The sequence below is a fragment of the Achromobacter dolens genome, assembly GCF_902859745.1.
Taxonomy (GTDB): domain Bacteria; phylum Pseudomonadota; class Gammaproteobacteria; order Burkholderiales; family Burkholderiaceae_B; genus Achromobacter; species Achromobacter dolens.
The window spans coordinates 1-14,900 of record NZ_CADIJW010000077.1 but is presented as its reverse complement, the minus strand read 5'-3'; the positions used below and the strand labels follow the sequence as shown (position 1 = coordinate 14,900).

General features: G+C 69.0%; 15 protein-coding genes. 2 read left to right on the top strand and 13 right to left on the bottom strand.

The genetic code is table 11. The features are described 5' to 3' along the window. From HV783_RS28115 to HV783_RS28070, 10 genes are all read right to left on the bottom strand, one after another. Window positions 1–471 (bottom strand): biotin/lipoyl-containing protein (locus tag HV783_RS28115; RefSeq protein ID WP_302477828.1); only part of this gene is annotated, 471 nt, incomplete at its 3' end. Between the two features lie 12 nt (window positions 472–483). Further along, window positions 484–975 carry a VOC family protein gene (locus HV783_RS28110; RefSeq protein WP_175167000.1) on the bottom strand — a complete coding sequence of 164 codons (492 nt, stop codon included), beginning with the start codon at window positions 973–975 and terminating at the stop codon, window positions 484–486. Then, window positions 972–3,155: an alpha-ketoacid dehydrogenase subunit alpha/beta gene (locus tag HV783_RS28105; RefSeq protein WP_144655645.1), complete on the bottom strand. Its 2,184-nt coding sequence runs from the start codon at window positions 3,153–3,155 to the stop codon at window positions 972–974. The genes HV783_RS28110 and HV783_RS28105 overlap by 4 nt, the downstream gene beginning before the upstream one ends. A gap of 29 nt (window positions 3,156–3,184) precedes the next feature. After that, complete coding sequence (locus HV783_RS28100) at window positions 3,185–3,973, bottom strand: SDR family NAD(P)-dependent oxidoreductase (protein ID WP_175190284.1); 789 nt, start codon at window positions 3,971–3,973, stop codon at window positions 3,185–3,187. A gap of 29 nt (window positions 3,974–4,002) precedes the next feature. Beyond that, the gene (locus HV783_RS28095) at window positions 4,003–4,722 is read right to left on the bottom strand and encodes an ABC transporter ATP-binding protein (RefSeq protein WP_006386225.1); all 720 of its coding nucleotides are present in this window, start codon (window positions 4,720–4,722) and stop codon (window positions 4,003–4,005) included. Beyond that, entirely contained in the window at window positions 4,719–5,471 is a 753-nt protein-coding gene (locus tag HV783_RS28090) for an ABC transporter ATP-binding protein (protein WP_054419393.1), read from the bottom strand. Before HV783_RS28090 ends, HV783_RS28095 begins: the two co-directional genes overlap by 4 nt. Next, window positions 5,468–6,742 carry a branched-chain amino acid ABC transporter permease gene (locus tag HV783_RS28085; RefSeq protein WP_175190283.1) on the bottom strand — a complete coding sequence of 425 codons (1,275 nt, stop codon included), beginning with the start codon at window positions 6,740–6,742 and terminating at the stop codon, window positions 5,468–5,470. The genes HV783_RS28090 and HV783_RS28085 overlap by 4 nt, the downstream gene beginning before the upstream one ends. After that, window positions 6,739–7,680 (bottom strand): branched-chain amino acid ABC transporter permease, encoded by a 942-nt coding sequence (locus tag HV783_RS28080; RefSeq protein WP_006386228.1) that lies wholly within the window; start codon window positions 7,678–7,680, stop codon window positions 6,739–6,741. Before HV783_RS28080 ends, HV783_RS28085 begins: the two co-directional genes overlap by 4 nt. 139 nt (window positions 7,681–7,819) lie before the next feature. Further along, a complete protein-coding gene (locus HV783_RS28075; RefSeq protein ID WP_006386229.1) occupies window positions 7,820–9,055 on the bottom strand; it encodes a branched-chain amino acid ABC transporter substrate-binding protein in 1,236 nt (411 codons plus the stop codon). A gap of 54 nt (window positions 9,056–9,109) precedes the next feature. Continuing rightward, entirely contained in the window at window positions 9,110–9,910 is an 801-nt protein-coding gene (locus tag HV783_RS28070; protein WP_054500506.1) for a shikimate dehydrogenase family protein, read from the bottom strand. A 238-nt stretch (window positions 9,911–10,148) separates the two neighbouring features. On the opposite strand from HV783_RS28070, the gene HV783_RS28065 reads away from it, so the two are divergent. Further along, window positions 10,149–10,886: an SDR family NAD(P)-dependent oxidoreductase gene (locus HV783_RS28065; protein ID WP_049076567.1), complete on the top strand. Its 738-nt coding sequence runs from the start codon at window positions 10,149–10,151 to the stop codon at window positions 10,884–10,886. A 152-nt stretch (window positions 10,887–11,038) separates the two neighbouring features. After that, window positions 11,039–11,791: a FadR/GntR family transcriptional regulator gene (locus HV783_RS28060; RefSeq protein WP_049076565.1), complete on the top strand. Its 753-nt coding sequence runs from the start codon at window positions 11,039–11,041 to the stop codon at window positions 11,789–11,791. Window positions 11,792–11,860: 69 nt separating this feature from the next. On the opposite strand, the gene HV783_RS28055 is transcribed toward HV783_RS28060, so the two are convergent. The 3 genes from HV783_RS28055 to thpR all read right to left on the bottom strand — a co-directional run bounded on the left by HV783_RS28055 (window position 11,861) and on the right by thpR (window position 14,449). Beyond that, window positions 11,861–13,198, bottom strand: a complete 1,338-nt coding sequence (locus HV783_RS28055; protein ID WP_064527369.1) for an NAD(P)H-dependent oxidoreductase — start codon at window positions 13,196–13,198, stop codon at window positions 11,861–11,863. Window positions 13,199–13,301: 103 nt separating this feature from the next. Beyond that, window positions 13,302–13,862 (bottom strand): 5'-3'-deoxyribonucleotidase, encoded by a 561-nt coding sequence (locus HV783_RS28050; protein ID WP_054500508.1) that lies wholly within the window; start codon window positions 13,860–13,862, stop codon window positions 13,302–13,304. Window positions 13,863–13,918: 56 nt separating this feature from the next. Continuing rightward, on the bottom strand, window positions 13,919–14,449 hold the full coding sequence (gene thpR / locus HV783_RS28045) for an RNA 2',3'-cyclic phosphodiesterase (protein WP_054500509.1): 531 nt from the start codon (window positions 14,447–14,449) through the stop codon (window positions 13,919–13,921). Between the last annotated feature and the right edge of the window lie 451 nt (window positions 14,450–14,900).

The window sequence follows — 14,900 nt, the reverse complement described above, 5'->3', positions numbered from 1 at the left end:
CGCGGCCAGGCGGCGCGCCAGCGGGCTGGCGAAGCGGCGCGTGCCGGGCGTGGGGGCGTCGGCAGTGGCGTCGCGTGCGGCGGGCGCGGCCGTCGAAGACGCGGTCGTCGGCGTAGCCGCGGCATATGTCGCCGCGGCCGGCGCTGCGGCAGGCTGTGCCACGGCCGGCTGGGCCGCTGCCTGCGCGCCGTGTTCCGCCAGCGCCTTGTCGATCGCGCTGGCGTCCTCGCCCGGCGCCAGCAGCACGCCGATCACGGTGTTGATCGGCACCGACGCCGGACCGGCCTGCACCACGATGCGGCCCAAGACGCCCGCCTGTTCGGCGTTGATCTCGACGATTGCCTTCTCGGTTTCGATTTCCGCCAGCGCCTCGCCCACGGCGACCGTGTCGCCTTCCTGCTTGAGCCATTGGTGCAGCGTGCCGGCGTCGGCATCGGCCGCGACGGAGGGGAGCTTGATAAGGTGTGCCACGTGTAGTTCGTCCTATTCTGTGCGCACGGCCAGGTCGGGCCGGTAGGCCGCCGGGTCGTCGTATTCGACCAGTTCCAGCACGTTGCCTTCGGGGTCGCGGAAGAAGGCCAGCCAGGTGCCGGGCCGCACTTCCATCGGCGCCGGATCGCTGTCGAAGACCACGCCGCGCGCCCGCAGGCGCTCGACGGTGCCGGCCAGGTCATGCACGATGAAGGTCAGGTAGGCGCTGCCCTGGCGGTCCAGGATGGCGGCGCCGCGCACCGCCGGCTCCGGCGCCCTGGCCGGCTGCAGCAGCTTGATGCGCTCGCCATACGAGGTCTGCAGGCGCGCCACGTCGTAGCCATGCGGTGTCAGGCCGGTGGCGCGGGCCTTGTCGGCCGGCACGCTGACCCGGCTCACCAGCGTCAGGCCGACCACCTCGGTGTAGAACGCCAGCAGCGCGTCCAGGTCGGCGCAGCAGATGCCGACTTCCATTGGGACGCTCATGCGCAGGGCGGCCGTCATGCGCGTTCTCCCAGGTCGGCCAGCACGTCGTTCAGGCCGGCGATGACTTCCTCGGTGTCGGCGAAGGCCGCGCGTTCCAGCACCTTGGAGATGCTGGGCGAGGCCTCGCCGCCGGTGACGCGCTTGACCGGCTGGTCGAGCCAGTCGAAGTAGCGGCGCTGGATCTCGTCGGCCAGCATGGCGCCGTACGAGGTGCCGCGCGCGCCCTGTTCGACGATCAGCACGTTGTTGGTCTTCTGGATGCTGGCGCCGATGGTGTCCCAGTCGAGGTTGGCGCGGTCCAGCGTGCGCAGGTCGATCACCTCCGCATCCACGCCGGTTTCCTCCGCCGCCTTGAGCGCGCGGCTGACCATCGACAGGTAGGTCAGCACCGTGACCTTGGAGCCGGCGCGGCGCACGCGCGCCTTGCCGAACGGAATGGCGTAGTCCAGGTCGCCGTCGGGAACCTCGCCCGACGAGGCGTAGAGATCGACGTGCTCGATCACCAGCACCGGGTCCTTGGAGGCCAGGGCGGTGTTCATCAGGCCGATGTACTCATACGGCGTGGACGGCGCGACGATACGCCAGCCCGGCGCGGTGGCGAACACGCCGGCCGGGTCCATCGAGTGCTGCGAGCCGTAGCCCGTGCCCATCGCGACCTTGGTGCGCAGCACGAACGGCACGTCGATGTCGCCGCCGAACATGTGGCGGGCCTTGCCGATCTGGTTGAAGATCTGGTCGGCCGCGACCCACATGAAGTCGGGGTACATGAATTCCACCACCGGCTTGTAGCGGCCGTCCATGGCCAGGCCGCCGCCCAGGCCGGCGAAGGCGTTCTCGGAGATCGGCGTGCCCAGCACGCGGTCGGGGTACTTGTCCTTCAGGCCGCGCGTGGCGCCGTTGGTGCCGCCCTTCAGGCGGTGCACGTCCTCGCCCAGCACCACCACGCCGGGGTCGGTTTCCATGCGGCGGTCGAGCACATCCGCCACCGCGTCCACGAACTTGCGCTCGACGCGGGCGCCGGCAGGGTCGGCGGCGTCCTGGTAGCGCAGGCCGGCCAGTTCCGAGCCGTCGCTGCGCAGGCCCACGTCGCGGAAGTCGGGGCGCGGCCACAGGTCGGCGCGCACGCGGCGCTTGCCGCCATCGGTGGCCTCGGTCAGCCGGCCCGACACGTCCTTCATCACGTCCTTGCAGCGCTGGCGCAGGGCGTCGACCTCGGCCTGGGTGATCAACTGGCGGCCGATCATCTCGGCGGCGATCTTGTCGAGCGGGTCGCGGCGGCGCCATTGCGCTTCCTCTTCCTTGCTGCGGTAGCCGAAGGCGCTGCCGGGGAAGGGGCCGTTCTGGTGGAAGAAGCGGTAGACGTCCACCTCGATGATGGTGGGGCCGTTGCCGGCGCGCATGTGCGCCACGGCTTCCGACATGGCCAGGTGCACGGCCAGCGGATCCATGCCATCGACCTGCCAGGCCGGGATGTTGAAGGCCTGGCCACGGGCCGACAGGCGCGGCTCGGCGGTCGATTCCTCCACCGTAGTGGACACGGCGTAGCGGTTGTTCTCGATGAAGAAGCACAGCGGCGTCTTCCACGCGGCGGTCAGGTTCATCGTCTCGAGCACCGAGCCGATGTTGACGGCGCCGTCGCCGAAGTACGTCACGGCCACGCGGTCGGTGCCGGCGTGCCGGTGGGCCCAGGCCGCGCCGGCCGCCAGCGGCACGCCGCCGCCGACGATGGCGTTGGTGCCGAGCGCGCCGGCTTCCAGCCAGCGCAGGTGCATGCTGCCGCCACGGCCGCGGCAGTAGCCTTGCGCCAGGCCCATGATCTCGGCCAGCGTCTTGTGCAGCACTTCGTCGATGGCGGGCGTCAGCGGGTTGCGCGGATCCAGGCCCAGCGGCGCGACGTGTTGTAGCGCTTTGGCCAGGAACTGGTGATGGCCGCGGTGCGAGCCGTTGATCTGGTCGCCGGCGCCGAGCGCCAGCACCGAGCCGACGGCGCCGCCTTCCTGGCCGACCGACGAGTGGGCGGGGCCGTGCACCAGGCCTTCGGCGGCCAGGTCCAGCACCGCTTCCTCGAAGGCGCGGATCCAGTGCAGTTGCGTCAGCATGGTGGCCAGCAGCGCCGGGTCGGCCTGTTGCCAGTCCGAGGCCTCGACCGTCAGTTGCCGCCAGGGCGCCTGGGAACCAAGCGGTTGGTAGGTGGCCATGAGTGAATCTCCAGAATGTAGGTAAGCGGTCAGAGGTAGCTGTAGCGGCTCCAGCCGCCATCGGCCACCAGGGTGTGTCCGGTGATGTAGGCGGCCTGGCTGGACGCCAGGAATACCGCCAGGTCGGCCATTTCGGCCGGCCGCGCCAGGCGCCGCAGCGGCGTGCGCTGCTTGAGGCGTTCGGGGTCGAGGCGGCCGCGCGCGGCCAGGTCGCGCACCAGGTCGGTCTCGACGTAGCCGGGCGCCAGCGCGTTCACGCGCACGCCCGCCGGGCCCCATTCCACCGCCAGGGTCTCGGTCAGCAGCACCACCGCGCCCTTGGTGGCGCAGTAGGCTGCGCGGTCGGGCGCGGCCACCACGCCGTACATCGAGGCCAGGTTGATGATGCAGCCGTCGCCCTTGGGCACCATGCGGCGGCCGGCGGCCTGGGCGCACAGGAACACGCCGGTCAGGTTGATGTCGACGGCGCGGCGCCATTCCTCGGGGGTGACTTCCAGCGACGGCTTGTTGGCCGAGATGCCGGCGTTGTTGACCAGCACGTCGATGCCGCCCCAGGCCTGCTCGACCTGGGCGAAGGCGCGTTCGACCGCCTCGGCGTCGGTGACGGAGGCCTGCGCGGCCAGGGCCTCGCCGCCGGCCGCGCGCAGCCCGGCCACGGCCGCGTCCAGCGCTACCGGGTCCATGTCCAGCAGCGCCACCCGCGCGCCCTGGCGCACGAACGCCTCGGCCGTGGCGTAGCCGATGCCTTTGGCGCCGCCGGTGATCACCACGTTCTTGCCGCGCAGATCGGCGTGGCGTACTTCAGGGGTATTGTCCAAGTGCTTGCCTCTACAGATGCGTTAGGCGGTCAGACCGCCAGCCATTCCTGGACCACGTCCTGGCGCTCATGCAACTGCGCGGGCGGTCCTTCGAAAACGATGCGGCCATGGCCCATCACGCTGACGCGCGTGGAGACCTTCAGCGCGATGGTCAGCTTCTGCTCGACCAGCACCACCGACACGCCGCGCTGGTGGATGTCGCGGATCACGTCGGCGATCACTTCCACGATCTTGGGCGCCAGGCCCTCGGTGGGTTCGTCGATCAGCATGACCTTGGGGTTGCCCAGGAGCGAGCGGCACATGGTCAGCATCTGCTGTTCGCCGCCGGACAGGTTGCCGGCGCGGGTATTGCGGCGTTCCTTCAGGCGCGGGAAATAGCCGAACATCTGCTCGATGGTCCAGGCCGGCGCGTCGGGCCGGACGGGCTGTTCGCCCATGCGCAGGTTCTCGTCCACCGTCAGGTTGGCGAACACCTCGCGCTCCTCCGGCACGAAACCCAGTCCGGCGCGGGCGATCTCGAAAGGCCGCTTGTTGGTGATGTCGCGGCCTTCGATGGCGATGCGGCCGCCCGTCACGTCCACCAGCCCCATGATGCTTTTCATGGTGGTGGAGCGGCCGGCGCCGTTGCGGCCCAGCAGGCTGACCACTTCGCCGCGGCCCACCGTCAGGTCGATGCCGTGCAGGATGTGGCTCTTGCCGTAGTGCGCGTGCACGCCTTGCAGGGCCAGCAGGGGGGATTGCATGCTCATACCGTTTCCTCTCCCAGGTAGGCTTCGCGCACGCGGGCGTCGCCGCGGATCTCGGCGGGCGTGCCGGTGGCCAGGATCTCGCCGTACACCAGCACGCTGATGCGGTCGGCCAGCGAGAACACCACCTGCATGTCGTGCTCGACGATCAGCAGGGTGCAGTCGCGCGTCACGTCCTTGATGAGTTCGACGGTGTAGTCGACCTCGTGCTGAGACATGCCGGCCATCGGCTCGTCCAGCAGGATCACCTTGGGCCGCGAGGCCAGCGTCATGCCGATTTCCAGCGAGCGCTGCTCGGAGTAGTTCAGGTCGCCCGCGGCGGTGTGCTGCTTGGGCGCCAGACGCACTTTTTCCAGCAGCTGGTCGACGTTCTCGTTGACGGCGCGGTGGCGCGCGATGGGGCGCCAGAAGTTGTAGACCAGGCCGTGCATGCGCAGCACCGCCAGCCGCAGGTTCTCGCGCACCGACAGGCGCGGGAACACGTTGGTGATCTGGAACGAACGCGCCAGGCCGAGACGGTTGATGCGTTCGGGCGGCAGGCCGCCGATCGGGCGCGCGCGCAGGCTGATGTCGCCCGAGGTCGGCGCGAACGAGCCGGACATCAGGTGGAACAGCGTGGACTTGCCGGCGCCGTTGGGGCCGATGACGGCGTGGCGTTCGCCGGCCTCGACCTTCAGGTTGACGCCGCGGATGATCTGCGCGTCGCCGAAGGACTTGCGCACGTCGGTCAGGGTCAGGATCTCGTGGCTCATTTCGCGGTCTCCAGCACGGGCGCGGCCTCAGCCTCGCCGCGCCACAGGGCCAGCGCCCAGCGGCAGGCCAGGAGGCCCGCCGCGAACAGCGCCAGCGGCAGCAGCCAGGTCGACAGCGCCAGCGGCGCCCAGTCGTGGCCGAACAGGGAAATGGCGGGCCAGCCGGCATCGGGGTTCATCGCCAGCAGCGAGCGGTAGTCGCGCGCGAACATGCGTTGCAGCAGTTCCACCGAGAACACCGTGGCGCCGGTCAGCAGCAGGCCGCCGGCGACGGACACCGCGGCGCGCGGCAGCCAGTCGGCCAGCCCGCGCTGGCGCAGCGACCTGGCGGCGCGCTGCACCAGCCCGACCAGGCCGTCCGGCACGAACAGCATCACCAGCACGAACAGGATGCCCTGGTACAGCAGCCACGAACGGGTGATGTCGGCCAGCGTCTGCGACAGGAAGGTCAGGATCGAGGCGCCCAGCACCGGGCCGAGGAAGGCGTTGACGCCGCCGATGTAGGCGAACAGCACCGCGTCGGTCGACAGCTTGACCTCGAACAGCACGTAGTTGCCGGCCTCGATGTTCAATGCCTGGAGGCCGCCTGCGATGCCGGCGAACATGGCCGACAGCGCGAACACCATGGTCTTGAGCGTGTGCGGTCGGTAGCCCAGGTAGCGCAGGCGGTTGGCGTTTTCGCGCAGGCCCAGCGTCAGCCGGCCCAGCGGCGTGCGGGTCAGGCCATACAGCGCGGCCAGCGACACCAGCACCCAGGCCAGCACCAGGAAGTACACCTCGACGTCCGAGCCGAAGGTGAAGCCCCATGCCGGCATGCGCATGGCCGACAGGCCGGCCTCGCCGCCGAACACGCCCTTCAGGTGCGGCGCCAGCGCGTGCAGCAGCTCGGCCAGCGCCAGCGTGATCATCGAGAAGTAAACGCCGGCGCGCATGGTGGCGAACCAGCCCGCGACCAGGCCGAACAGCAGGCCGGCCACGCCGCCGGCCAGCGGCATCAGCGGCGTCGGCAACAGGCCCGCGCCGCCCAGCGCATTCATGGCGTGGATGGTGGCGAAGGTGCCGACGCCAAAGTAGGCCGCGTGGCCGAAGGACAGCATGCCGCCCTGGCCGGCCAGCAGGTTGAAGGCGCAGGCGAACAGCGCCGCGATCAGCATCTGCACCGCCGCGACCAGTTGGCCGGCGGGCAGCAGCCACGGCAGCGCGCACAACGCGGCCACGCAGGCGAGCAACAGCAGGCTGGCGGTGGCGCGGCGCGAGGAAGTCTGGTTCATGCCTGTTCTCCCTTCAGGCCCGAGGGCTTGACCAGCAGCACCACCAGCATCAGCAGGAAGGGCAGGGTCGCCGCCAGGCTGGAGATCTTCACCGTCATCAGGCCGCCCACGCTCTCGGCCCACTCGCCGGCGCCGAACAGGCCGAACAGCGTCGCCAGGCTGGCGTCGATGCCGACCGAGAACGAGCTGATCAGGCCGATCAGCAGCGAGGCGATCATGGCGCCTTCAAGCGAGCCCAGGCCGCCCACGACCACCACCACGAACACCAGCACGCCCAGTTCCAACGCCATGTTCGGATTGGTGGTGTAGAAGGCGCCCGCGACCGCGCCCGCCAGGCCGGCCATCGCCGCGCCCACGCCGAACACGCTCATGAACACCAGCGGCACGTTGTGCCCCAGCGCCTCGGCCATGCGCGGCCGGTAGATGGCCGAGCGCACCACGATGCCGACGCGGGTGCGCGACAGCAGCAGGTAGATCACCGCGAACATCGCCAGCGACACGCCGCCCATCAGCAGGCGGTAGAACGGGTAGTCGGCGTCGAACACGCGGAAGGCCGCGAAGTTCAGGAACTGCGGCACGCGGTAGTCGACCGGGAAATCCCCGTAGAACAGCTTGATGAGCTCGGCGACGATGAACGCCAGGCCGAAGGTCACCAGCAGTTCCTGCGCGTGGCCGAACTTGTGCACGCGGCGCAGGAAGAAGCGCTCCACGCCCATGCCGAGCACGCCGGCGATGACGGTGGCCAGCACCAGCGCGGTCCAGAACCCGGTGACGGGCGTCAGGGTATAGGCGGCGTACGCGCCTATCATGTAGAACGAGGCGTGCGCGAAGTTGAGCACGCCCATCATTCCGAAGATCAGTGTCAGGCCCGCCGACACCATGAATAGCAGCAGGCCGTAAATCACGCCGTTCAACAGCGAGACGGTAAAGTATTCCATGTCCGCTCCAAAATCCTTGCGCGCAGGCGCCGGGCGCCTGGCGATCGATCACGCCCTGTTTTTTCCGGCCCCGCGCCGGTGAGCGTTTTATTGGCGAGTGGCCGCGGACGGCATGCCGTCCGCGGCCGTCGCGTCATCATCAGTCCGGGCGAACCATCTTGCAGGTGGCCTGCACCGGCGCGGACACGTCCGCGGCGGACAGCACCTTGACCGGCTCGAAGCCCATGTCGGTGCCGTCGGCCTTGTACTTGGCGTTCTTGCCGACCTTGGACACCACCATCGGCAGTTGCACCTGGTGGTCTTCGGCGCGCATGGTGTAGGTGCCCAGCGGCGAGGTGTAGGTGACCTTCTCCAGCGCGCGCGCCAGGTCCGGCACCGACAGCTTGCCGTCCTTGGGCTTGACCTGCTTGAGCGCTTCGCCCAGGAAGGTGATGCCGATCACGGTCTGCGGCTCGGTGTAGCTGGGGTAGTGGCCGGTCTTGGCCTTGTAGTCCTCGGCGAACTTGGCGCCTTCCTCGCCCGCGGCCTCGATGTTGTAGGGGTGGGCGATGTAGTGGCCCAGCGCGACCTCGCCGGCGTTGGCGAGGTTGCCGACCTGGTCCAGGAACACGGTGGCGAAACGCACCTTCAGGCCGGCCGATTGCGTGGCCTTCATCAGCAACAGCAGGTCGTTGGACCAGTTGCCGGTGATGACGGTGTCGGGATTGGCCGAGCGGATGCGGGCCACGTAGGGCGCGAAGTCCTGGATCTTGTTGACTTCGTGCAGCGTCTTGCCGACCACTTCATAGCCGTACTGCTTGGCGAAGCGCTCGGTGGCGCCTTCCATGTCCTGGCCCCAGGAGTAGTTCTGGTTGATGGCGTAGACGCGCTTGCCCAGCGTGCCGTCGGCCGACATGACCGAGGCCAGCGCCTTGACGCGCAGGTCGGCGTTGGTGGTGAAGCGGAAGTGGTAGAAGTGGCACTTCTGGCCGGTCAGTTCCAGGGCCTCGCCGCCCACGTTCAGGAACACCACTTCCTTGCCGGGATTGCGCAGGTTGTGCTTGCGCACGTCCTCGGTGAGCTGGCCGGAGATGGCCGACGACGAGCCCTGTACCAGGATCTGCACGCCTTCGGCGGCCGCGGCGCGGAAGCGGTCGGAGGCGCCCACGGGGCCGCCCTGGTTGTCGAACTCGACCAGTTCGAGCGGCTGGCCGTTCCAGCCGCCGGCGGCGTTGATGCGGTCCAACTGGTACTTGACCGCGGCGCGGAACATCAGGCCGGTCGAGGCCTGCGGGCCGGACAGCGTCTCGATCAGGCCGATCTTGACGGGCGCGGCCTGGGCCGATGCGGCAATGCCGGCCAGGCACAACAGGCCGGTGGTGAAAGCCAATTTCATGCGTGTCTCCTCCGTGGAACGGGAGTGGTAGGTCCGTGAATCAAGCAAGCGCGCTTAGGAATGCGGCTCTTCTATGCCCAGGAAGCGGGCAATTTCGGTGAGTTGTCCTTCCAGCATGTAGAGGCCGGGATGGGTGCGGCAGCCGCGTGCGGCCGCGGCGCGCAGCAGCGGCGTGTCGACACGGCTCATGACGGCGTCGGCCACCACGGCGCCGGGCGCCAGGGCATCCAGCGGGAAGGGCAGGGGATCGTTGTCGTCCAGGCCCAGGGTGGTCGCGTTGATGGCGATGTCACAGGGCTCGGGACGCGGGCCGGCCACACTGATGGCCAGGCCGGGATAGTGGCGCGCCAGGCGCTCGGCAAACGCCTCGGCCTTGCCGCGCGAACGGTTGTACAGGCGCAGGCTGGCCGGGCCGGCCTCGGCGATGGCGCAGGCGATGGCCTTGCCGGCGCCGCCCAGGCCCGCCAGGTAGACGTGGCGGCCGGCGGGCTCATGGCCCTGGCCGCGCAGGCCGGCGACGAAGCCCAGGCCGTCGAAGTTGCCGCCGGTCAGGCAGCCGTCGCGCAGCCGCACGGCGTTGACGGCGCCGATCAGTTCGGCGGCGGGGGTGAGGGCGTCGCACAGCGCGGCGGCGCTTTCCTTGTGGGGCACGGTGACCACCAGTCCGCCCAGGTTGGCCAGGCCGCGCAGGCCCGCGAACAGGCCGGGCAGGCCGGCGGCGGCCACGTGGAACGGCACCATGACGGCGTCGATGCCGCGCTCGCGCAGCAGGGCGTTGAGCCGCTGGGGCGTCTTGACGTGCGCGATCGGGTCGGCCGCGATCGCGAATACGGTTGTGCTGCCGGTGATTTCCACCTGGTTGTCCCCTGCCTGTCATGCGGCCGTTGGCCGTGTTTTTCCGACCCGCTTGCCTGAAATCGCCAGTTGCTTTACGCTTTCAACACAAGTTGTCAGGCAACTTTATTAAGTTGTCCGATAAATCATAGGGCAAGCGTTTTTCCCGTGTCAAGCGATGCATTTGGCGGTTCAATCGAACCGTCGGCGGCGCCCCGGGAGCGGGCGCGTGCCCCCGAAAAAGCGCTTTGGAGACAGCATGATTTCGTTCGAAGGACAGGTAGTGGCCATCACCGGCGCCGGCAATGGCATCGGTCTGGCGACCGCGCGGCTGATGGCCGCCCATGGCGCCCGGCTGGTGCTCACCGACATCGACAAGGCGCGCCTGGACGAGGTGGCCGCCGAGCTGGACGCCAGCGGCCAGCGGGTGTTCGTGCACGCGCTGGACGTGGCCGCCTCGCATGATTGCGACAGGGTGCTGGAACGCGCCGCGCAGCATTTCGGCGGCATCGACCACCTGGTGCATTGCGCCGGCATCTACCCCGAGCAACTGGTCAAGGACACCAGCGACGAGGCCTGGAAGAAGCTCATGGGCGTCAACCTGGACGGCACCTTCTACGTGTGCCGCGCCGCTCAGCGCCACCTGCGCCAGAACGGCTCGATCGTGCTGCTGACGTCGCTGGCGGCGCAGCGCGGCAGCTACGCGCACGCGGCCTATTCGGCCTCCAAGGGCGCGGTGCAGAGCTTCACCCGCAGCCTGGCGCTGGAGCTGGCGCCGCAGATCCGCGTGAACGCGGTGGCGCCTGGGATCATCGCCACCTCCATGACGCACGACCTGATCGGCCAGAAGGGCGCGCAGTTGCTGGAGAGCACGCCGTTGCGGCGCTTCGGCACGGCCGAGGAAATCGCCGGCGCGATCGCCTTCCTGTGCTCGCCGCTGGCCGGTTTCGTGACGGGCGAGGTGATGCAGGTGAACGGCGGCATCTATATCGCGTAAAGTCTGAAACGGCCGCGCCCTTGATTCCGGCAAAATCCTATAATTTTCAAGGGCGCCGCCGCAGTGAAACGTCGAGAATTCCTATAACCACGGGCCGGCGCGTCCCAGGGGCTTCCCCGCCGCGAGCCGCCTTCACGTTTTAACGATTCCCCATGCAGCCCACTCAAGCACAGGACTCCGACCCGCAGCGCGCCGCGCCCAGGCATTCGCTTTCGGCGGGCGTGGCCGACGCGCTGGCCGAGCAGATCCGCCAGGGCACGCTGGCGCCCGGCGACCGCCTGCCCACCGAAAAGCAGTTGACCGAGATCTATTCGGTCAGCCGCGCCGTGGTGCGCGAGGCGCTGGCGCGCCTGAAATCCGAAGGCCTGATCACCTCGCAGCAAGGCAGCGGCGTGTTCGTCGACCCGAACTTCCAGCGCAACGCCTTCCGCATCGCCGCGCCCACGCCGGGCGACAACCAGGACCTGGAGCACATCCTGGAGCTGATGCTGTCGATCGAAGTCACCGCCGCGCGCTACGCGGCGCAGCGCCGCACCGAACCCGACCTGAAGAAGATGCGCCAGGCGCTGGTGGGCATGGAGTACGCGCTCATCAACGACAAGCTGGGCGACGAAGAGGACTACCAGTTCCACCAGGCCATCGTGCAGGCCACGCACAACCCCCACCTGGTGGCGCTGAACGACTACCTGGAAGCGAATGTGCGGCGCGTCATCCGCAGCGCGCGCAACAACACGGCGCGCATGTATGCCGAGCGCATGGCGGCCGTGCAGAGCGAACACCAGGCGATCTTCGCCGCCATCGAGGGCGGGGATCCCGATGCCGCCGGCAAGGCCGCCGAGCAGCACCTGCGCAACGCCGCCGACCGCCTGCGGTTGTTCCAGGCGGAACGTTCGCCGCCGGTCTGACGCGGCCATCGGGCGCCTCGGCGCCCCGGCCACGCCGCCGGCGTCCGGGCCCGCCGGCGTCCGCCGCGTTCAGGCGAAGGTCTGTTCCATCTCGCGACGGAACTGCACCGCGGCCGAACGATCGTCATATTCCACGTCGCTCCAGCGGATCGCCTGCGACTGCCGCACCGCGTGCTTGAGCTTGACCTGGTGCGACAGGCCCAACGGCAGGTAGCCTTCGTCGACCGAGTCGCGCGCCGGCATCAGCCGGCCGTACACGGTGTAGCCGCCTTCGCCGTCCAGCAGTTGTCCAGCCTGCAGGTCGCGCTTGGCCGTGGCCACCACGTCGCCATGCCAGCCGGCCGGCGCTCCCGTGGGCTCGCGCCGCAGGCCGACGCTGGCCACGCTGATGCCCAGTTCCAGGCCGATCAGGTGATACGGTTTGTACATGGCGGTGTAGTTGCCGCTGGGATCGGTGACCAGGCCGTATTCCTTGAAGCAGCGCCGCACGTAGTCGCTATCGGCGGCCAGCGTCACGTACACGCCCCAGCGCAGGTCGCGGAACACCGGTCGGCCGTCGCGTTCGAGCGAGGAAATCACTTCCACCTGGCCGCGATGGTGCAGGATGCCGCCATCCTCGCGCGGCCGCAGCACGCGCGCCAGGTCGTCCACGCCGCAGGGCGGGAAATGCAGGCCGGACGGCGAGGGCAGCAGGCCGGTGGCGTTGGACACCGCCGCCATCTCGATGGCGCTCTTGGTGCCGTCCAGGAAACTGTTGAACATCTGCGCGTTGAAGTCGCCGGCCGCCACCATCTCGGCGGTGAAGCCGTAGTACGGCCAGACGGTGTCGGGCGTGGAAGTGTGGAACTCGGGCAGGTACTTGGTGCCCTTGCCGGCCGCCATCACCTCGAAGCCTGCCGCGCGCGCCCAGTCCACCATCTCGCAGATCAGCGCCGGCTGGTCGCCGTAGGCCAGCGAATAGACGATGCCGGCTTCGCGCGCGCGTCGCGCCAGCAAGGGGCCCGCCAGCGCGTCGGCCTCGACGTTGACCATGATGATGTGCTTGCCGTGCTCGCAGCAGGCCAGCACGTGGCCGATGCCGGCGGCCGCCTGGCCGGTGGCGTCGATGACGATGTCTACCTCGGGGCTGGCGATCACGGCGAGCGGATCGTCAGTGAAGTAGACCTTGCCGTTCTTGAGCGCGTCTCCCGGGCTGGCGGCATTGAGCGCCGTCGCCGGCCAGCCGACGCGGGTGAGCGCGGCGCGGGCGCGGTCGGGCGTCAGGTCGGCCACCGCCACCAGCCGCATGCCGGGCGTGCGGGGGGCCTGGCTCATGAACATCGCGCCGAACTTTCCGGCGCCCAGCAGCGCTACGCGCAAGGGCTTGTGGTCGGCTTCTCGCTGCTTGAGCAGTCGGTGCAGATTCATGGTGCAGGCTCCTCCAGAGGTGGGGATACAGCACCACAGGATAGTCCCAACCCCGGCCGCTGAACAGGGCCGGCCACCCCGCCGTCAGGATGTCATCCGGCCGTCATTCGTCGGCCGTATACAGCTCGCCCGCCAGCACGTTGCGCCAGTTGCCCCAGGTGATGCGCGGACGGTCGGTGACCTGGCGGTTGTAGGGCGCGTCGAACAGGATGTGCTTCCAGCGCGGCTTGACGGCGCCTTGTATCAACGGCTTGTCGTCGATCAGCAGATTGCCGTGCACCAGGGTCTTGTCCTTGGTCAGGATCAGCCGGCTGGTGGCCTCCCGTCCCAGGTGTTTCTCGACCCACAGGTATTTCTCGGCGACGCAGTTCTCGAACTGCGACAGCGGCGAGGTGCAGATGCGCACGTCCATGCCCAGCGCCAGCAGCTCCTTCACGGCTTCCAGCGCCCCCGGCACCGGCGGCAGGTTGCGGATGAAGCCGGGCGCGGTGTAGATGGCCTCGGCCATGCCGCGCAGTTCGGGCGCGTAGTCCTCGCGGATGTAGAAGGACTTGCGGTCCTCGAACGCCACCGGCGCGATGCCGGGGTGGCGCGCGCGCCAGGCGTCGATGAAGGCATGTTCGAAGTCGGCCAGCACGCCGTCTTGGTCGAGCAGGATGATCATGGAGATCCTAAGTCGTTGCGACGCGCTCGATTGTGCCAGAGCACCGGGTCGTGGCCTCAGTCCGGCTGCGGTTTCGAACGGGCGACGACGCGGTAGCGGCTGCCGCCCTCGGTGGATTCGGACGCCACCAGCACCATGCGGTCATAGCGCCAGGTCACGGGCGGCGGGGCGTCGGCCGGCGGGTCGTTGCGCTCGATGTTGCGCAGCAGCGTGACGTGGGGGCGGAAGGGCTGCGTCGGCGGCGCGAAGCCGAACGCCGACAGCCAGAGCCACAGGCCGTCGTGGCTGGCCTGCAGCGAATCCGGAGTCTGCGCGGGCCCGGCCCAGAGAATGCGCGGGCGGGCGAAGACGCCGTAACGGTCCAGGGTGACCGTGCCCGGATGCAGGCGATGGTAGGGGGTGGCGTCGATGAGTTCGTCGGCGATCTCCTTTTCCACGGAGCCCAGGAAGGCCAGCGTCATGTGCAGGGTTTCCGTGCGCATGGCGCGGCCATGGCTGTGCGGTTGGGCTTGAGTGGCCCAGGTGGACAGCGTGTCAGCCAGGTCAGGCTCGGGCCAGAGGGCGTAGAAGAGGCGGAGGGTCGACATGGCGGAGATTGTAGGGTGTTGTTGGTTGTCGCGAATGGAGTAGGTTCTTGAGGCGCGCGTGTCGGGGTCGGTGGGGGATGGCGGGGCTACGATTGCGGTCCGGAGCGTTCGCTCCGGACTGCCCCTTCGTCATCCTCGTCCGCCTTCGGCTCCCTACGGATTCCCTCGGGCGCATCTACACGCCCCGCCATCCCCCACCGACCCCGCCACGCGCTCGCGATGAGACGTAATGACGGTCTCTGGGGCGAGCTGTGTGCTTGGCGTTTTGGCGCACATCGGAGCTGGAGGGAGGGTCTTGCGGGGCCCGCCGCAAGCCGGCCGCGCGGGCGGCCTTTTGCGGGGGAGTGTCAGTATTTTTGTGTTTAAGGCATTAAACGCCTGGCCGAGGATCGGTCAGGCTTGTTGATGCTATCTCAGCGATACGGGTCGGTGAAGCGTTCGGCATAAATGA